We start from the raw sequence: 18,980 nt of genomic DNA on the forward strand, positions 1-18,980 counted from the left end.
TAAGAATAAAGAGAAGATGGATAGAAATCAGATGATCGGTCTAGGCCTGATTGCAGCGTTATTAATAACCTATGCAATCGTTTTCAAGCCGCCAGTTACCGAGGAAGATTTAGCAACACCAACCACTACCGAACAAGCAGCGGTAACTACCCCACAGGAAGAGGCGAGCCAAGAAGAGACGAACACCGCTTTACCAGAGGCCATCGCAACTGACTATACTGATAAGTATGGAGTTTTTGCGGCTGGTGCCCAGGGTGAAACAACGGACTTAACCATAGAAAACGAAGTAGCAAAGTTTACTTTCAGTTCTAAGGGTGGTATTATAAAATCGGTTGAGTTAAAAGACTTTAAAACCTGGGACGGAAGGCCATTGATGCTTATTGACGAAGTCTCAACAAGTCAATCCTTGACGCTACAAACCGTTAAAGGAAATATTAACATAGCCGACCTATACTTTAAAGCAAGCCAAACTGGTACTAGCCTTGTAAAAGGTGATTCGCTTCAGTTTAAGTACACCATGGACTTGGGCGCTGGAAATTCGATTGAACAAATTTATTCAATCGCTGGCGATTCTTATGTAGTGGGCTATGAGATTAAAATCAATGGATTAAACAGTTCAATCATTGGTGATCAAATGAATTTTGTTTGGGCACACCAAATGAAGCGTTACGAGAAAAACTTGTCAGATTCTCGTATCAAGTCCACCATCAAATGGTATTCACTTGCCGAAGACCTTGATGACTTAAAAGCATCAAGCAACGACATACAACAAGAGCAATTAACGGAACCATTAAAATGGTTAAGCTTTGATCAGAAATTTTTTAACGCTGGTATTATTTCAGAAAAGGGTTTCACTGGCGCATTGGTAAGCACGGAAGTTCCTGTTCAGGATACTAGTATTGTAAAAGCTGGCGAAATGCGTTTGGCGATTCCTGTGGCCGACCTTTACAGTGGTAGTAAAAACCAGTATTACTTCGGCCCGAACAATTACAGAATCCTCAAAAAGGTAACTCCTGGCTATAAAGAGAATATATACCTAGGTTATAAAATGGTGAGTTGGGTTAATAAACTTATCATCATTCCTTTATTTCAATTCTTAGAGAAGTACATCTCTAGTTACGGAGTCATCATCATGATCATTGTTTTGATCATTAAGCTTGCACTATTCCCACTTACGAGAAAGTCCTACCTGTCCATGGCCAAAATGAAGGCCTTGAAACCTGAGTTGGACGAGCTGAAAGAAAAAACAGGAGGCGATCAGCAGAAAATGCAGCAAGAGCAAATGAAGCTCTATCGTGAAATGGGTGTAAATCCAATCAGTGGCTGTATTCCAATGGTGCTGCAAATGCCGATTTTGTTTGCCATGTTCTTCTTCTTTCCTAACTCAATTGAGTTAAGAGGAGAGTCATTCTTATGGGCAACTGACCTTTCGACTTACGATGTACTTTTCAACTTACCATTTACCATTCCTTTTTATGGTTCTCACGTAAGTGGTTTTACCTTGCTCATGACAGTCTCTACCATACTCTACACTTGGTCGAACAACCAAGTAAGTACGGTACAAGGCCCAATGAAAAGCATTGGTTATTTTATGCCAATCATTTTCATGTTTGTGTTGAACTCGTACTCTTCTGGACTAAGCTTCTATTACTTCGTTTCCAATATCATCACTTTTGGTCAGCAGGCCATTATCAGACGTTTTGTGGACGAAGACAAGATTAGAGCAACACTACACGAGAACAAGAAAAAGAACGCTAACAAGGGCAAATCTAAATTCCAACAGAGACTGGAAGATGCTATGAAAGCTGGACAAGAAGCCAAAAAACAGCAGAAACCTAAAAAATAGGGCTCAACAAAATTCATAAAAAAGGAAGACTTCATCGGTCTTCCTTTTTTTGTTTCAACCCTATAGAATAGCTAATTCTATCAGCTACAATCAGTTATTGAGGCTTCACACATTGATCATTTTCTATTGATGTAGTTCTCTTAATTCTTTCAATGATTCTTCTATCTTTGTAGGCTATTGACGAACCAAATCAGAGACTACAACACATGAAATTCACTTTTTACGGACACTCTTCTTTCATGGTAGAAACAATGGGGAAGAAGTTGCTGTTCGATCCTTTCATTACACCGAATGAACTGGCTAAAGATATCAATATCAACAAGTTAAATCCTGATTATATTATCTTGAGCCACGGACATGGTGATCATATTGCAGATGTAGAAGCAATTTACTTCAATTCTAATGCAATACTTATTTCTAATTTTGAAGTAGTGAATTGGTTTGAAGCAAAAGGAGTAGAAAACGGGCATCCAATGAACCATGGTGGGGCTTGGGATTTCGATTTCGGGAGACTGAAAATGGTAAATGCTGTTCATTCAAGCTCAATGCCCGATGGTAGCAATGGAGGTAACCCAGCAGGTATTGTCATTACAAATGAAGAAGGCAGCTTCTATTACGCTGGTGACACCGCCCTTACAAAAGACATGGAACTTATTGGCGAAGAGTTCGACTTAGATTTCTCTATCATGCCTGTAGGTGATAATTTCACGATGGGCGTTACCGATGCTATAAAAGCCGCTAAAATGGTGAAATGTAATACCTTAATTGGGGTACATTTCGACACCTTCCCTTATATCGTTATTGATCATGAGGGGTCGATAGAAAAAGCTAAAGCCGCTGGCCTAAAGCTTATATTACCAGAAATTGGACAACAAATCACTTTTTAGATTTAAGAATGGGTAAGATAATTTCCATAGCAAACCAAAAAGGAGGAGTAGGTAAAACTACGACAGCCATGAACCTTGCTGCAAGTTTAGCAGTGTTGGAATACAAAACATTAGTGGTAGATGCAGATCCTCAAGCAAACACAACATCAGGTTTAGGGCACAACCCAAGAGAGGTAACTAAAAGTATTTACGAATGCATGGTGGGTAAAGAAGGCATTCGTGATTGTATTATGCCTACCGATGTTAATTTTCTAGACCTATTACCTTCTCATATTAACCTGGTTGGAGCGGAAATAGAAATGGTAAGCCTTTCCAATAGAGAGGAGAAAATGAAACAAGTGTTGAGCGAAATCAAAGATGATTATGATTTCATACTGATTGACTGTGCACCTTCGCTTGGTTTAATTACGATCAATGCATTAACGGCTTCAGACTCCGTCATTATTCCTGTACAGTGTGAGTACTTTGCTTTGGAAGGTTTAGGTAAACTTTTGAATACAATTACCATCATCCAAAAGCGTTTAAATGCTACACTCGCAATAGAGGGTATTCTTCTAACGATGTACGATGTACGTTTAAGGCTTTCCAATCAGGTGGTTGAAGAAGTACATACGCATTTTAAAGACATGGTTTTCGAAACCATTATTCCTCGAAATGTAAAACTGAGTGAGTCACCTAGTTTTGGACTTCCTGTAATTGTTCACGATGCTGAAAGTAAAGGAGCTTTGGCTTACCTCAACCTTGCAAAAGAGATAGGAGATCGTATAAATTAGATTCATCAATGAATTCAGTCTATGGACTCCTGTAAAAGGAAGCCCGTGAGACTGACTCATTCATTTAATATAATATCATTATGGCAGCAAAAGCACCCAAAAAGAAAAGCGTATTGGGCAGAGGATTAGGTGCGCTTTTGGAAGATTCAAATTCTGAAAGCAACAAAAATCTAGAACCTTCATCTGTAGGAACGATGAACGAAATTAACCTTGATCAAATCGAGGTAAATCCTTATCAACCCAGAACCCATTTCGATCGGGTAGCATTAGAAGAGCTTGCCGATTCAATAAAACTACAAGGGATTATTCAGCCCATCACGGTGAGGCAACTGAGTGAAGGTGAGTTTCAGTTGATTTCTGGAGAACGAAGATTTCAAGCGTCAAAAATTGCTGGGCTCAAGAGCATTCCTGCCTATGTAAGAACTGCCAATGACCAGCAAATGCTGGAAATGGCCATTATCGAGAACATTCAGAGAGAAAACCTGAACGCCATCGAAATTGCTTTGAGTTACCAAAGACTTCTTTCTGAATGCAAAATTAAGCAGGAAGAATTAGGTGAACGCGTTGGTAAAAACAGAACCACTGTAAACAACTACTTAAGGTTGCTTAAACTTCCGCCAGATATTCAAGCGGGTTTGCGTGACAATAAGATTTCCATGGGCCATGCCCGTGCTTTGATCAATATTGAAGATGTAGACAAGCAATTGCATATCTACAAGCAAACTGTGGAAGAAGAACTTTCTGTAAGAAAGGTGGAACAGTTGGTACGTGATTTGATAACCCCGAAAGAGGAAAAACCCAAGTCAGAAAAAACTGGAGATAGTAAGCACAGAACCTATGAGGTTCAGCAAATTCAGCAGAAGCTTTCTTCGCATTTCGGTACAAGGGTAAACCTAAAAGCAGACGGACAGTACAGAGGTGAAATAAAAATACCATTTGTTTCTACTGAAGATCTGAACCGCATTTTGGAGATCATAAACTTGTAATGCAAAAAATCATATTCCTTGTTTCATTCTTTGCTCTTGGCTTTGGAGCAATGGCCCAAGACCCTACCGAAATCATGGACAAAAATTTGGTAGAAGGAGACACTGTACCAAATATTGAACTTAGAAAGGAATATGACCCTAAAAAAGCTTCTACCCTATCTGCTATTTTTCCAGGCTTAGGCCAAATTTATAATGACAGCTGGTGGAAAGCCCCCATCATTTATGTGAGCATGGGCACAGCCATTTACTTTGTGGATTTTAATAATAAAAAGAGAAAAGAATTCACAGTACTGGTCGAAGACCTACTTGAACAACAAGAAAATGGGCAAACAGTTAATGCGAACGAATTGAGAGTATACCGAAGAAATGCTGATTATTGGCGCAAAAATCGAGATTTAGTATTCCTAACCACGTTGGCAATTTATGGCTTAAACATTATTGAAGCTTCAATTGATGCCCACCTCAAAGGCTTTAACGTAAATGATAACCTTGCCAGTTTCAAACCAAAACTTGGTGTCATCAATAACGGCACTCCCTACCTTGGTGTAGGGCTAACTATTCCAATCAGATCGAGATGAAAATTCTTTTATTAGGTTACGGAAAAATGGGTCAGATGATAGAAAAGCTGGCCTTAGATAGAAATCACAGTATTGTTGCTAAAATTAATGTAGACAACAGAGCTGATTTAGATACCCTATCTTCCGATGCTGTTGATGTGGCCATAGATTTCAGCCAACCTTCTGCCGCTCCTGATAACATCAAATGGTGTGTCGATCATAAAATACCGGTGGTGGTGGGCACTACAGGCTGGGCAAGTCACAAAGCTGAAGTTGATCAATATTGCAACGACAATGGAGGTACTTATTTGGTGGCTTCAAATTTCAGCATTGGGGTAAATATTTTCTTCAAGTTGAATAAGTTTTTGGCCAAACTCATGAGCGGCCAAGCTGACTATGAAGTGAGCATGAAGGAGATTCACCATACCCATAAATTGGATGCCCCGAGCGGAACAGCCATTACTTTGGCCGAAGGCGTTATGGAAAACTTACCGAGTAAAACCAAATGGGTGAACCAAGCCACCGACAAACCAGAAGAATTATCCATTATTTCTGAACGTGTCGACCCTGCTCCTGGCACTCATTCCATCCAATACGACTCAAGAATTGATTCCATAGAAATTACCCATACCGCGCATTCCAGAGAAGGTTTTGCCATGGGCGCCCTGCTTGTAGCTGAATGGCTTCCCAACCAAAAAGGCGTAAAAACCATTGAGGACTTCTTGCAGTTTTAAGTCATTATGGAACGAGCCCTTAGAGGTTCGAGAATCCTCTCCTCTTAATTGTATCAAAGCCCCTTAATTGCTGACAAAGGTTTTCTAACGCCCCTATTGAATTATTTACCCTAGAAGGTAAACTAACTTACATTCAATACACCCAACCTTTCCATGGCGTAAAGATTTATGGATTTCATCAATGAATGCGAGAAATCATTTTTCAAAAATGTATATTTAAATATGATTAAACTCATCTCTTCTTTTGTGTTTCTTCTTTTCACCCTAAACCTAACCGCCCAAACCCCTCCAAAGTTTGAGCACTTTAAAATTGACATTGACGCTCCAATGGTTAATTTCTTCGAAGCCATTGAACATATTGAAATCATCAGATTAGAAGAAACTGAAAAGACACTATTAGGTGAGATTGAACATTATTTCAAAACGCCTTCGGGCTTTGTCATTCCTTACATGCCTATTAATAAACCAGCTAGGCTTATCCTTTTCAATGAGCAAGGAAACTATATCAATGAAATTAGCAAGAATGGGCTAGGACCCGAAGAGTACAGAAATATTAGCGATGCATGGTTTAAGGATGGCCAGATAGCGCTATTTAGCGGATGGTCAAGAAGAATTCAACGTTATACTGAAGCTGGTGAATACGTTGAGTCCATTGAAGCTAAATATGACAAATCAATTAGTGGTTGGGCAATGATTCCTTATCAAAAAGGCTACGTGTTTCACCAAATAGGAACACCTCCAAATGGTAATGAACTCATATTTACCGATAACCTTTTGAGTCTTACAGGAAAAAGTGCGCCTGTTGCCAAACCCCATCCATTACCTTTCAATCAGCGCAAGGTATTCAGCTCGCTTGGAGAGTCAATTTTCTATGTGAAACCGTTAAGAGATTCTGTTCTTCAAATTATAAATAGCAAAGCATACCCAAGGTTTAAATTCGATTTCGGAAATGAATGGCTTTGGTCAAATCCAAAGCACATGAAATCACCAGTCACTGCCATGAACGCCATGTCTGCTGAAGCAAAAGTATATATGGTATACCCATATATTGGTGAGTGGCGCATTTTTTTGACCTACCTTTTTTACGAAAACAAGGTTGTTCATCAGAAAAAAGGATACATCGATAGAGAAACAGGCGATTTCTTTCGCTTCGATTTACGGAAGAAAGACAAAGAAGACTATAACATAACGTTTCTTACTTGGGAAGATGATCGGCTTGTGAGTTCCATTCAAGCCTACGATTTCGAAGAGTTTATGGATAACCTTGATAATGACCAATGGACAGTAGCAGGAGGTTTTGACTTGGAAGAAATCTTTCAATCAGAAAACCCTGTGTTGCTGAAAATTAAGTTTAAATAAAGCCAACCAACCCTTGGAGGGGTTTGAACCCTCCAAGGGTTAAATCATCACCATTCAATTCCATTGCCACCCTTTTCCTCCAAATAAACATTGGCCTTGCTAAAGTGCTTGCAGCCAAAGAAACCTCGATAAGAAGACAATGGAGACGGGTGTGGCGCTTTCAAAATTAAGTTTGATTTATCGTCAACAAAAGAGGCTTTCTTCTGGGCATAGCTGCCCCAAAGTAAATAGACTATTCCCTGTTTTCGGGAAGCCAGTTGATGAATAACAGCGTTCGTAAACTCTTCCCAGCCTTTATTTTGGTGCGAACCTGCCTGATGCGCTCGAACTGTCAAAGTTGCGTTGAGTAATAAAACTCCCTGTTGTGCCCAACGATCGAGCGAACCGTTTGGTGGAATATCTTTACCGAGGTCCTCTTTAATTTCCTTGAAAATATTGACCAAAGAAGGTGGAAATGGCATTCCTTCTTTTACTGAGAAGCAAAGCCCATTGGCTTGTCCAGGGCCGTGGTATGGGTCTTGCCCCAGAATCACCACTTTCACATCGTCAAAAGCGCATTGATCGAAAGCCCTGAAAATGTTATTTCCTGCTGGAAAAATGGTTTGGGTTTTATATTCCTCCTTCACAAAATCCGTCAGACCTTTGAAATACTCCTTCTCAAACTCCTCTTTTAAAACTTCCCTCCAGCTCTCCTCAATCTTAACATTCATCGAATTTTCGTTTTCTCATTAGTAATTTTAAAAGTAATCTATATCTTTAAAACTCTGAAGCGAAAGCCATAAATGATTGTAACAGCAATAACAGAAGGTGTAAAAGTAAGTGTGGAAACCCACTATCAACCGGAATACTCCAGTCCGGCACAAAATCACTTTGTGTTTACCTACCGCATTACGATTGAAAATGATGGCGAAAACACAATTAAGCTACACCGCAGACATTGGCAAATTTTCGATACCAACAACGAAATGCGTGAGGTAGAAGGTGAAGGCGTTGTTGGGCAACAACCTGTTTTAGAACCGGGCGAAAAGCATCAATATGTGTCTGGTTGCAACCTGAGAAGCGGTATTGGCAAAATGCGTGGCATCTATTTGATGGAAAGGGTGATGGACGGAAAGCAGTTTGAAGTCATCATTCCTGAGTTCACCATGATCGTTCCCTACCTCCTTAATTAATCCCCTTGTACCAAATTCTGGCTTATATAAAGTACTGGCTTTTGGCCATGAACGAACATTCGTTGCACTCGCCATTCCTCTACCCTTTCTATACCGAAGTTGTTAAAAAAGACAGTAAAATAGGCTTTGAAGAAATCGAAGCTCTAAGAAAAAGCCTACTTCAAAACGAAGAAACAATTTTAATAGAAGATTTGGGCGCGGGTTCTCGGGTCAATAATTCCAATACGCGCAAAGTAAGCCAGATTGCCAAGCATGCCTCTACTCCTGCTCGCTTTTCAAGATTGCTCAATCGAATCATCACCCATTTCGATTATAAAACCATTGTAGAATTGGGTACTTCGTTAGGTTTAAATTCAGCCTATATGGCTTCTGCAAAAGAGGGTGCTCAGCTTTTTACTTTTGAGGGAAGTACGTCCATTGCCAATTTGGCGAAGCAAAATTTAGGCGAACTGAACTGCACTAATTATCAATTGATTGAAGGAAATATTGATAACACTCTCCCTCAGTGGATTGAAAACGCTCCTCAAATTGATTTGGCCTATATTGATGCCAACCACAGGTACGACCCAACCCTTCGATACTTCGAGCTGCTCTTGCCTAAAATGACAACATCGGGCATGATTATTTTAGACGATATTCATTGGTCTAAAGAAATGAACGATGCATGGGAAGTGCTTAAAAAGCATCCTAAAGTTTCCCTTTCCATCGACCTATTCGAAGCAGGAATCCTCTTTCTCCAGCCTGATTTAATGCACGAAAATTACGTCTTGGAATTCTAAGCCTTTATCATCTTCACAAAAAGTTCATTACCACTTCTGGGAGGAATGGAGTTATAAGCCTCTTCCATGATTTCGATCTTGAAATGAGGAGAGAAAATAGACCTGTATTCTCCTTCTTTACCACCAAAAGGCGGGTGTGTTGTATTCAGCGGTACCTTAAACATTAGGCCTACCAGCTTACCTTCATCCAATAAAACCTTATGCATTTTTGTAACGTAATCCAGCCGCATCGTGGGGTTGAGTGCACAAAAGAAAGTCTGTTCAATAATTAAATCATACTGTGCTTCATGGTTGAAGAAGTTTCCGTGAATCAATTGTGAGGAAGGAAAATCAGGAATTCTAGATTGAAGATTGTCCAAAGGAGCTTTAGAAAGGTCAATCACCCAAACATTTTTAAAACCTTGATTCCATAAGTATTCAGCTTCATAGGCATTTCCCGCCCCAGGAATCAGAATCTTAATTTCCTTATCGCTGAGCTGATCGATATAATTTTTTATAGGTGTAGAAACATGGCCTATATCCCAACCAATCTGATTATTCTCATACCTTTGTGTCCAATAATTCTCGTTTAAAGATTCAATCATGCTAGTCGTTTTCAATGGGTTGGCATATTTAAAAAAGATTTAAGTAATTCGCCCAATATTTAATCGAAAAGGCGTTTAAAATTTATTACCAGAGGTTCAGCAGAATGAGTGAAGTAGCAAAGAAGAAAGGCGGCAGCCCAGATAAAATAAGGATCGTATTGATTGTGGCACTAATTATTATTGTAGCAGGTGCTGGATTCAAGATCTATACAGATAATGAAAGTAACAATGCGCTTCAAGCTGAATTTGATGCCACCAAAATTACACTTACCACTAAGTTGGACAGTATCAGTGGTCAACTAAGCAACCGCATTTCAGAAATAGCCAAGTTGGGTGGAAATATAGACTCGCTGGTGACCTTAAAGGATTCCATTACAGCGCAACGTGATCAATTGCAAAGAACTAGAGTAGCCAACAAAGCCATCATTCAACGATTGGATAGAAAAGTAGGCGGTTATGAGGAATTGCTTTTGGCCAAAGATGATGAGATCGCAGCTTTGAAAGTGATCAACACCAAATTGGTGGAAGAGAACATTGACTTGAAAACCGAAAAGAACGAATTAAACAGTACGATTCGTAAAGCCACAGAAACACAGCAAGAGCTAAAGCAGCAAATTTCATTGGCCGCAAAACTAAAAGCCGAAAACGTAAAATTCTTCAACATCAACGCTAGAGGAAAAGAGCGTGAAGGTGATTTTAGGGGCCGTCAGGCTGAGAAGATTAAAGTAACGTTCAATCTAGCAGACAACCCTGTAGCCCCCGTGGCTGGTCACAAAATCATGATCCAGTTGGTAGACCCTGCCGGTAATGTTGTTTTTGATATCGCTAGAGGGTCCGGTTCATTTACCGTAGATGGACGTGAGCAAACATTTACTGCGCGTCAGGAAATTCTTTTCGATAACTCTAAGCAAGAAATGACCTTCGTTTATGACAAAGGCTCTGAGTTTGATGAAGGCGAATACAAAATCGTAATTCTTTCAGACACTTACGAAATAGGTAGAACTACTTTTACTGTAAGGTAGAAGATAGTTTAAACTCAGTTTCGAAAACCATTACTGCGTTTCCTTTTAAAATTACGCGTTTCCCTTTCAACTCTGTTTGCATTTCGCCCGTTCTGGCCGAAGCTTGAAAAGCCTTAAAGCTGGTTTTCCCAGTTTTATTCGCCCAATAAGGCGTTAGAATGGTGTGCATAAAGCCAGTGACAGGATCTTCCTTAATTCCCAAATTAGGCCCAAAATATCGGCTAACGAAATCGTACTTAGTACCTTTCGATAAAGCGGAAATAATGACTCCGTTCTTGGCTTGCTTTGCAACAATAGCATCATCTGGATTGGCAGAAAGCACTGCTCCTTCAGATTCAAAAATCAATATCAATTCTGCGGGGTAATTGAGTACTTCCTTAATGGGAAAGCCAAAAGCGCTTTCTAATTCAGTTTTATCAAAACCTTCTGCAATAGTGGCATAGTTTGCGGGAAAATCCATCGTGATCAAACCACTTGAATCTAAAGAAGTAAACAACGAACCGCTTAAGGTTTTGAACTCGATTCTTTTGTTTTTTGGCCAGTGCCCACCTTGCCATAGCGCAAAGGCTGAAGCCAAAGTTGCATGACCGCAAAGCGGAACTTCGGTAGCTGGAGTAAACCAACGTAAATCGCAATAATCTTCATTAATTTTGACAAAAGCCGTCTCAGATAAATTCATTTCCACGGCTATCTTCTGCATCATTTCACCCGTAAGTGGTTGATCCATTATGGCAACAGCAGCAGGATTACCTTTAAATATTTCTTTTGTGAAAGAATCTACCTGATATATTTTCATACAGCTTTCCGTTTTCTTTGCTTGTAAACTACATTCAAAACTACACCTACCATCACCAAAGTCATCCCCAAATAGGTCAGAAGGTTAAAAGTCTCTTCGAACAACACATAGCCAAAACCCAATGCGTAAATAATTCCGATAAAGTTAAGGTTTGCCACTTTAGACAGTTCTTCTGACTGATAAGATTTGGTCATAAAATACTGGGCTATCTGTGTCAAAACCCCAATGGCCAAAAGTACCCCCCATTCAATTCCTACAGGCCAAACCCAATGAAATGCGGAGTATATCCCAACAATGGGCAGCGTAACCAAGGGAAAGTAAAATATGATCACCAAAGGGTGTTCTGAGGTTTTTAACTTCCGAATCATATTATAGGCAATACCTGAAAAGAAAGCTGCTCCCACCCCAAGTAAAGTCATTCCGGTTGAAATCCTTGGATCGAAGCCATTAATTATAAGAATTCCTCCGAAAGAAAGACCAAAGAAAAGCCATTGTACCCAAGCCACTTTTTCCTTTACAATCCACATTCCGAGAATTGCAGTAAAAATTGGCCCCAGAAACATTAAGGTAACCGCACTTGCCAAAGGGATTTCTTGTAAAGTGGTGAAAAACATCATGAGCGCGAGTGCACCTGCAATACCTCTGAACAAGAGTATTTTCTTATTGTTCCCAAATACTGGAACCCTTTGGGCTTTTAACGCGATGCCCGACATTAAAAATGAAACAATTGAGCGAAACAAAATGATTTCAATGGCAGGTATATTAGGCACGTATTTAATCAGCACATTCATTACAGCGAAAATGAATGTTGACAAGAGCATGTATTTTACCCCTTTTGAAACCATGCTCGAAGTTGCGATATTCCCATCATAAAAATTAATTAACAAACATAAAGCATGGCATTAAAAATTGGTTCAAAAGCACCAGAAATAAAATTAAAAAGTACATCAGGTAAACCTTTCGATTTAAATAAGGACCTCAAAGGCAAACCTTGCATCATTTATTTCTACCCAAAAGATTTCACTCCTGGTTGTACAGAAGAAGCCTGCACATTTCGTGATGCATTTTCTGACTTTAGAGACTTGGACGTAACAGTTATAGGAATAAGTAAGGACAGCATTTCCAGCCACCAGAAGTTCAAAAAGGAGCATAATCTTCCTTTTGAACTACTTTCGGACCCCACAGGAAAGGTCTGTAAATCTTATGACGCACTCATTCCATTGATCAAGGTTCCGAAGAGAATCACCTACCTTTTAGACCCTAAACATAATGTAGTGGCTGAGTATCAAGACATGTTTGGGGCAAAAAAACACATTGAAGTAATGCTCAAAAAGATGAAATCCACCAATACATAGCTTTTTTTTGCGTTTGAATTATATCTTTATGGCTGTAAGCCTCAAACAAATTTTCAACGAATGACTAAATCACGCTTTTTGTTATTGCTTTTTGTTATTGTTTCGAAGAGCATTATGGGTCAACAATACACCACTACTGGCGATTTTGATAGAATTTCAAAAGCCACTTTTGGTTTTGGTGTTAATACCTATTTCGGAGAGTTAAGCGCTTTCTCAACAGACACTAAAGTGCAACTAGGATTGAGCACCACGTTGACGTACGAACATCTTTTCACTGACAACATTGCTTTAAGAGGGGGCTTATCCGTTTATTCTATTAAAGGTACCGACTCTCTTTCTGTAGAAAAAGCAAGAGTGCAACGAAACTTATCGTTTAAAGCCACTAATATTGAATTTACAGCCCAAGCTTTATATTATGTTTTCCGCCATCCATATTCAGGCTATAAAGACAGGGCTTTTGCTAACCCCTATTTTCATTTGGGTTTAGGAATTACCACAAACAAACCTAAAGCTACCTTGGCCGGAACAGACTACGAATTGCGCCCAATGCGACTAGAAGGTATTGAGTATGGTACCTTAGCCCTTATAGTTCCAGTAGGGATGGGTGTAAATATATTCATCAATAGAAATATTGACCTTCAAGTTGAAATGCAATATACCGCAGCATTGACCAAGTATTTAGATGACGTTAGTGCGAATTACAGAGATCCCTCTTCGTTTGCAGACCCGGTGGCAGCACAACTATCCGATAGACGTATAGAACTTGGTTTAACTCCAGCAGCAGCTGGCGATGCTCGCGGGCAAGGGACTAATGATGCCTACCTTAGATTTGGATTCAGGTTTGGATATTATTTACCAAAGTCCTTATACGGGAAATCTTCTATTCGTTGTAAAGTTGCTAAGAAGACTAGATAAGTATCTATTCACTAACGATCACTCCATCTCTGATTTCAATTTTACGATCAGTCATAGCAGCCAGTGATTGGTTGTGCGTTACAATCACAAAAGTTTGATTGAGTTCATCTCGCAGGTCAAAAAACAAGCGATGTAAATCTTCCGCTGTTTTAGAATCCAGGTTACCACTTGGTTCGTCAGCAAAAACAAGGCTCGGATCATTTATAAGTGATCTGGCTACCGCAACCCTTTGCTGTTCTCCACCAGAAAGTTCAGAAGGTTTATGATCCATTCTGGACAAAAGACCTAGTTTGTTCAAAAGTTTTTCACCCTTTTTAAATACCTCCTTCTCATTTGAATTAGAAATTAGTGCCGGTAGACAAACATTTTCTAATGCGGTAAATTCTGGTAAAAGGTTATGAAACTGGAAAATGAAACCAATCTCTTTATTTCTAAAATGGGCCAATTGCTTAGGATTCATTTCTTCAACCGATCTACCGTTGATCATTACACTGCCAGTATCTGCCAAATCCAGTGTCCCTAAAATATGAAGCAATGTACTCTTCCCCGCTCCAGACTCCCCCACAATCGACAGCACCTCTCCTTTTTGAACAGTCAGGTGAATGCCTTTGAGCACTTCCAGATCACCATATGACTTCCTTACACTTTCTGCCTTTAAAATCTCCATAGCTACTTATCGAACCAAACATAGTAAAATCATGTGAATGATCATGTACAACTGAAAAGAACGCCTTCTATTTTCCTTGTTATATTAAGGTCAAAGGTGTAGTTTCGTGCAAAAATTTTGACACATGAATATCCACGAATATCAAGCAAAAGAACTACTAAAAAAACATGGAGTAAAAATTCAGGAAGGCATTGTTGCGTCAACAGCTGATGAGGCTTTAGAAGCGGCAAAAAAACTGAATGCTGAAACAGGAACATCTTGGTATGTTATAAAAGCTCAAATCCATGCTGGTGGTCGTGGAAAAGGTACAGTAAACGAAACGGGATCTCGCGGAGTAGTTTTGGCCAAAAGTTTAGATACAGTACCTACCATAGCAGATGCCATCTTAGGAGGCACTCTTGTTACTCATCAAACTGGTCCTGCTGGAAAGAAAGTAAATAAAGTACTTATCGCTCAAGACGTGTATTACCCTGGGGACTCAGAGCCGAAGGAATACTACATGGGAATTTTATTAGATAGAGCAAAAGGCTGCAATGTTATCATGGCTTCTACCGAAGGTGGAATGGACATTGAAGAAGTTGCTGAAAATAGTCCAGAGAAAATCATTAAAGAATGGATCGACCCAAAAGTTGGACTTCAAGGTTTCCAAGCTAGAAAGGTGGCTTTCAAACTAGGCTTAGAAGGTAATGCATTTAAGGAAATGGTTAAATTCATTTTCTCTTTATACAAAGCATATGAGAGCTCAGACTCTTCCATGTTCGAAATCAATCCAGTTTTAAAAACTTCGGACAATAAAATCCTTGCCGTAGATGCAAAAGTAAACTTGGATGACAATGCTCTAATGCGTCACCCAGACCTATTGGCATTAAGAGATATTACAGAAGAAGATCCGGCAGAAGTAGAAGCTGGTAAATTTGGTTTGAGCTATGTTAAACTAGATGGCAACGTTGGCTGTATGGTAAACGGTGCTGGTTTAGCAATGGCAACCATGGATATCATTAAGCTTTCAGGCGGAGAACCTGCAAACTTTTTAGATGTAGGAGGATCAGCAAATGCAGAAACGGTTGAAGCAGGTTTCAGAATAATCCTTCAAGACCCTAATGTAAAAGCGATATTGATTAATATTTTTGGTGGTATTGTTCGATGCGACAGAGTGGCTAACGGTGTTGTAGAGGCATACAAGAAAATCGGAAATATCAGTATTCCAATCATCGTTCGTTTGCAAGGCACTAATGCTGAAGAAGGGGCTAACATCATTGATGAAAGTGGTTTAGCTGTCCATTCTGCTATTCTTTTGAAAGACGCTGCAGCGAAAGTTCAAGAAGTTTTAGGATAGAATAATCCGGCACCCGTAGCTCAACTGGATAGAGTACCAGATTTCGGCTCTGGGGGTTGAGGGTTCGACTCCTTCCGGGTGCGCTTAAAAATCCTTCGGTATTTTACCGAAGGATTTTCTATTTCAGAGTAATATATATACCTTTGCCCCGCCTCACCGAAGTACGATTAAGATGACCGTCACATATATATAAATGTTTTTCACATATATATAAACGGTTTTAAGCTTGTATCTTTACACATCTGTGTATTCGGAATGAAAAAAGTAATATTTATTTTTCTATTTATTTTTAGTATAGTTGACACTGTCAATGCTCAAGGCTTTTACTCCAGTAGGCGTGACAGAACTACTATGCTTTCTTTTGGCTTGGGCCTATCTAACTATAATGGTGACTTACACGATGTTATCTATGATGGTTTAACGGCTACGCCTAATGCTGGCATAGGACTTCGTAAAAAACTCGGCTCACAGTTAAGCTTTAGGTTAGATTTTAATTGGTATCAAATCAGTGGTGCAGATTCATCAAATCAAAGTCTTAGAACACGAGAAATAGCAGGTAGAGTTGATTCTCGAAGAAAGAGAAACCTTTCTTTCAGGTCAAATAACCTTGAGTTATCTGCCATGTTTCTTTTCAATTTAGTTCCTATAAATAACTCCTATACCACAAGACCTATTCTCAACCCATATATCTTTGCTGGTATTGGGCTAAGCACGAATAATCCAAAGACATTCTATGAAGGAGATTGGGTTCCATTAAGGCCCTTGCAAACTGAATTAACACCTTATCCAGGAAGAGTTATGGTTATACCTATTGGTTTTGGAGTAAGGGTTAAAGCAACTGAATCCGTAGATATTTTATTAGAAGCTGGTTATAGACGTACATTTACTGATTATTTAGATGATGTTAGTACTGACCACGTTGATAAAAGTCAGTTTGATGTTCTTTTTGGTGAAAACACCGAAAAATCAGCCTTAGCAAAAGCTTTAACCGATAGAAGTGTTGAGGGTGGTTTTGAAGCGAGTAAACCTGGTGATGACAGAGGCAATCCTTTAAAAAACGACTCGTACTACATATTTCAAATCAGACTAGAAATGTACTTAGGTAATAACTTCATACAAGAGCTTTTTTCTCCATCTAGGAAACAACCAAAGTTCAGGTAGCTAGAACGTAAAATCTATTAAATAAAAATGGTCGGGTCATATAATATGACTCGACCATTTTTATCTACTCCCCCCTTGTATACTGAATTGTTAATATGAGATTAAATAGACCTCGTGTCTCGGTTGTATTACCTGAGGTTTTACTATATGCCCAAGCCTATTATCCCCTGTCTAGCATAGAGAACTTAGACTCCTTGCTCCTATATTCGTGAATCAACGTCTTTAGTACCTTCACCATTTTCATATCCATGTCATCGCCCATACTCGAGGTTGAATAAATCAAATCTTCCAAATCAGAATAGTGCGATTTAACCTTTGTGAAATTTAATGGCTTAACTTTAACAATCATTATCTTAGGGTGGTGAGTGCTCATCGTATTTTCCATATCATTCAAAAGCTCCTCATATAACTTTTCACCAGGCCTTAAACCAGTGAAGACAATATCAATTTCCTTACCCTCTTTCAGCCCAGAAAGCTGAATCATTCTTTTGGCCAACTCCACTATTTTAATAGACTTACCCATATCAAAAACAAAAATCTCACCCCCATTCCCCATTACACCTGCTTCCAATACGAGGCTACAAGCCTCCGTTATTGTCATAAAAAACCGAGTTATTTCTGGATGGGTTACTGTAATAGGCCCCCCTCGCTGAATTTGCTTTTGGAAAATCGGAATAACAGAACCATTTGATCCTAATACATTTCCAAATCTCGTTGTAATAAAAAGAGTTGGCCTATCTGCCTCAATCTCAGATAATAAGCTATTGAGTGACTGCACATAAATTTCGGCTGCCCGCTTGGTTGCCCCCATAACACTTGTTGGGTTAACCGCTTTATCAGTCGAAATCATTACAAATTTCTTAACATCATACTCTACAGACAAATCAGCCAAATTCCTTGTCCCCATGAGGTTACACTCAACAGCTTCAGGAACATTAATCTCCATCATAGGCACATGCTTGTAGGCCGCAGCATGAAAGACGAAATCAGGCCTATATTGACTGAACATCCTCCTTAATCTTTTCGAATTTGTTATATCCGCCACATAACAGACGAGTGTTTCCCCGAGTGATTTTAAACCACGTATTTCATTTTCAATCTCAAAAAGTCCAGATTCAGACTGATCCAATAAAATCAGTTTAGATGGATTGTACCTAATAATTTGTCTAGCTAATTCTGAACCTATAGAGCCTGCTGCACCAGTAACTAGTATACTTTTACCAGACAGTTCTTGATTTACGAACTTATTTTTAAGGCTAATTGGATTTCGACCTAGAAGGTCTTCAATTCTAACCTCATGAATTTGATCGACACCAAACTCTCCTCCAGTCCACTTGTCAATATTAGGTACGGTGGTAACCTTAATCCCAAATTCTAGACATTGGTCTACAAGTTCATTTTTTCTATCTAATGACATACTAGTAGTTGCAATGATTAATTCACTAGGATTGTTTTTAATCATCACTTGCTGAAAGTCATTTCGAGCAGAATAAATACGAACACCACCAAGTACATTTCCTATTTTTCTAGGATTATCTTCTAAGAAGCCAACTACCTTAACATTCGTTGAAGTATCATTATCCAAGAGTTCTTTGGTCGCTATACCCGATTGCCCAGCGCCAAAAATTACCACTTTCTTACTTACTTGAGGGAGAGTTCTATAGAACGCAAAAAGCTCTTTCACCACCAAACGATAGCTAGTCAATACAACCACAGATACAAAAAAAGCAATGGCCGCAATGGAATACGGAATTGCATTTTCAGAGATTGTATTAATTCCCAATGCGATAACCAGCGTAATCAAACTGGCATAGAGAACCCTTAACGTATCTTGAATACCAGTATAGCGAATGATCCCTGCAAAGCTCCTTGTCGCCAGAGAACTAATAAGCCCCGCAAGCGTGAAAATAACTATTCCCCGTAGGAAATTATATTCATAAAGGGAGTCAAGGTTAAAATTTAAACGAAGTAAATAACCAACCAATGCAGATAATAAATACACGACTAAGTCGATTAGTACTATAATCCACCTTGGTAAAATATTTAATGTC

The 18,980-nt window shown here is 39.2% G+C and carries 20 protein-coding genes and 1 tRNA gene; 15 read left to right on the plus strand and 6 right to left on the minus strand.

Annotated elements, in window-relative coordinates; all coding sequences use genetic code 11:
- The first annotated feature begins 16 nt into the window (after window positions 1-16).
- The 7 genes from yidC (at window position 17) to VOI17_RS15870 (ending at window position 7,142) form a co-directional block, all read left to right on the plus strand.
- Entirely contained in the window at window positions 17-1,846 is a 1,830-nt protein-coding gene (yidC, locus tag VOI17_RS15840; RefSeq protein ID WP_323758205.1) for a membrane protein insertase YidC, read from the plus strand.
- Window positions 1,847-2,052: 206 nt separating this feature from the next.
- The gene (locus VOI17_RS15845) at window positions 2,053-2,733 is read left to right on the plus strand and encodes a metal-dependent hydrolase (RefSeq protein ID WP_323758206.1); all 681 of its coding nucleotides are present in this window, start codon (window positions 2,053-2,055) and stop codon (window positions 2,731-2,733) included.
- An 8-nt stretch (window positions 2,734-2,741) separates the two neighbouring features.
- Window positions 2,742-3,506 carry an AAA family ATPase gene (locus tag VOI17_RS15850; protein ID WP_323758207.1) on the plus strand — a complete coding sequence of 255 codons (765 nt, stop codon included), beginning with the start codon at window positions 2,742-2,744 and terminating at the stop codon, window positions 3,504-3,506.
- 80 nt (window positions 3,507-3,586) lie between these two features.
- A complete protein-coding gene (locus VOI17_RS15855; RefSeq protein WP_323758208.1) occupies window positions 3,587-4,492 on the plus strand; it encodes a ParB/RepB/Spo0J family partition protein in 906 nt (301 codons plus the stop codon).
- Window positions 4,492-5,070, plus strand: coding sequence for a DUF5683 domain-containing protein (locus VOI17_RS15860; protein ID WP_323758209.1), 579 nt, complete (start codon window positions 4,492-4,494; stop codon window positions 5,068-5,070). Before VOI17_RS15855 ends, VOI17_RS15860 begins: the two co-directional genes overlap by 1 nt.
- Window positions 5,067-5,783: a 4-hydroxy-tetrahydrodipicolinate reductase gene (gene dapB / locus VOI17_RS15865; protein WP_323758210.1), complete on the plus strand. Its 717-nt coding sequence runs from the start codon at window positions 5,067-5,069 to the stop codon at window positions 5,781-5,783. The genes VOI17_RS15860 and dapB overlap by 4 nt, the downstream gene beginning before the upstream one ends.
- Window positions 5,784-6,005: 222 nt before the next feature.
- Window positions 6,006-7,142: a 6-bladed beta-propeller gene (locus VOI17_RS15870; RefSeq protein WP_323758211.1), complete on the plus strand. Its 1,137-nt coding sequence runs from the start codon at window positions 6,006-6,008 to the stop codon at window positions 7,140-7,142.
- Between the two features lie 47 nt (window positions 7,143-7,189).
- Here VOI17_RS15870 and ung read toward each other — a convergent pair whose 3' ends face one another.
- Window positions 7,190-7,852 carry a uracil-DNA glycosylase gene (gene ung / locus VOI17_RS15875; RefSeq protein WP_323758212.1) on the minus strand — a complete coding sequence of 221 codons (663 nt, stop codon included), beginning with the start codon at window positions 7,850-7,852 and terminating at the stop codon, window positions 7,190-7,192.
- A gap of 75 nt (window positions 7,853-7,927) precedes the next feature.
- Here ung and apaG point away from each other — a divergent pair, with 75 nt between their 5' ends.
- Window positions 7,928-8,314 (plus strand): Co2+/Mg2+ efflux protein ApaG, encoded by a 387-nt coding sequence (gene apaG, locus VOI17_RS15880; protein WP_062303179.1) that lies wholly within the window; start codon window positions 7,928-7,930, stop codon window positions 8,312-8,314.
- A gap of 5 nt (window positions 8,315-8,319) precedes the next feature.
- Window positions 8,320-9,093: a class I SAM-dependent methyltransferase gene (locus VOI17_RS15885; RefSeq protein WP_323758213.1), complete on the plus strand. Its 774-nt coding sequence runs from the start codon at window positions 8,320-8,322 to the stop codon at window positions 9,091-9,093.
- On the opposite strand, the gene VOI17_RS15890 is transcribed toward VOI17_RS15885, so the two are convergent.
- Window positions 9,090-9,677: a methyltransferase domain-containing protein gene (locus VOI17_RS15890; RefSeq protein WP_323758214.1), complete on the minus strand. Its 588-nt coding sequence runs from the start codon at window positions 9,675-9,677 to the stop codon at window positions 9,090-9,092. The two genes, VOI17_RS15885 and VOI17_RS15890, sit on opposite strands and share 4 nt — an antisense overlap.
- Window positions 9,678-9,781: 104 nt before the next feature.
- On the opposite strand from VOI17_RS15890, the gene VOI17_RS15895 reads away from it, so the two are divergent.
- On the plus strand, window positions 9,782-10,699 hold the full coding sequence (locus VOI17_RS15895) for a chromosome segregation protein SMC (protein WP_323758215.1): 918 nt from the start codon (window positions 9,782-9,784) through the stop codon (window positions 10,697-10,699).
- On the opposite strand, the gene VOI17_RS15900 is transcribed toward VOI17_RS15895, so the two are convergent.
- Together VOI17_RS15900 and VOI17_RS15905 are read right to left on the minus strand one after the other, a co-directional pair.
- Window positions 10,686-11,495, minus strand: coding sequence for a PhzF family phenazine biosynthesis protein (locus VOI17_RS15900; protein WP_323758216.1), 810 nt, complete (start codon window positions 11,493-11,495; stop codon window positions 10,686-10,688). The genes VOI17_RS15895 and VOI17_RS15900 overlap by 14 nt on opposite strands.
- A complete protein-coding gene (locus tag VOI17_RS15905; RefSeq protein WP_323758240.1) occupies window positions 11,492-12,340 on the minus strand; it encodes a DMT family transporter in 849 nt (282 codons plus the stop codon). Before VOI17_RS15905 ends, VOI17_RS15900 begins: the two co-directional genes overlap by 4 nt.
- Window positions 12,341-12,391: 51 nt before the next feature.
- On the opposite strand from VOI17_RS15905, the gene VOI17_RS15910 reads away from it, so the two are divergent.
- On the plus strand, window positions 12,392-12,850 hold the full coding sequence (locus VOI17_RS15910) for a peroxiredoxin (RefSeq protein WP_323758217.1): 459 nt from the start codon (window positions 12,392-12,394) through the stop codon (window positions 12,848-12,850).
- Between the two features lie 60 nt (window positions 12,851-12,910).
- The gene (locus VOI17_RS15915; protein WP_323758218.1) at window positions 12,911-13,765 is read left to right on the plus strand and encodes a hypothetical protein; all 855 of its coding nucleotides are present in this window, start codon (window positions 12,911-12,913) and stop codon (window positions 13,763-13,765) included.
- Window positions 13,766-13,769: 4 nt separating this feature from the next.
- On the opposite strand, the gene VOI17_RS15920 is transcribed toward VOI17_RS15915, so the two are convergent.
- On the minus strand, window positions 13,770-14,426 hold the full coding sequence (locus VOI17_RS15920; protein WP_323758241.1) for an ABC transporter ATP-binding protein: 657 nt from the start codon (window positions 14,424-14,426) through the stop codon (window positions 13,770-13,772).
- A gap of 130 nt (window positions 14,427-14,556) precedes the next feature.
- On the opposite strand from VOI17_RS15920, the gene sucC reads away from it, so the two are divergent.
- The 3 genes from sucC to VOI17_RS15935 all read left to right on the plus strand — a co-directional run bounded on the left by sucC (window position 14,557) and on the right by VOI17_RS15935 (window position 16,929).
- Window positions 14,557-15,768 (plus strand): ADP-forming succinate--CoA ligase subunit beta, encoded by a 1,212-nt coding sequence (gene sucC / locus VOI17_RS15925; protein ID WP_323758219.1) that lies wholly within the window; start codon window positions 14,557-14,559, stop codon window positions 15,766-15,768.
- A 9-nt stretch (window positions 15,769-15,777) separates the two neighbouring features.
- Window positions 15,778-15,851 (plus strand) — tRNA-Arg (locus VOI17_RS15930).
- A gap of 172 nt (window positions 15,852-16,023) precedes the next feature.
- Window positions 16,024-16,929 (plus strand): DUF6089 family protein, encoded by a 906-nt coding sequence (locus tag VOI17_RS15935; protein WP_323758220.1) that lies wholly within the window; start codon window positions 16,024-16,026, stop codon window positions 16,927-16,929.
- 160 nt (window positions 16,930-17,089) lie between these two features.
- Here the strand turns inward: VOI17_RS15935 and VOI17_RS15940 are convergent, their stop codons facing one another.
- Window positions 17,090-18,931, minus strand: a complete 1,842-nt coding sequence (locus VOI17_RS15940; protein WP_323758221.1) for a nucleoside-diphosphate sugar epimerase/dehydratase — start codon at window positions 18,929-18,931, stop codon at window positions 17,090-17,092.
- Window positions 18,932-18,980: the final 49 nt, after the last annotated feature.

Origin of the sequence: Roseivirga sp. (genome assembly GCF_034669765.1) — a bacterium.
Classification (GTDB): Bacteria; Bacteroidota; Bacteroidia; order Cytophagales; family Cyclobacteriaceae; genus Roseivirga.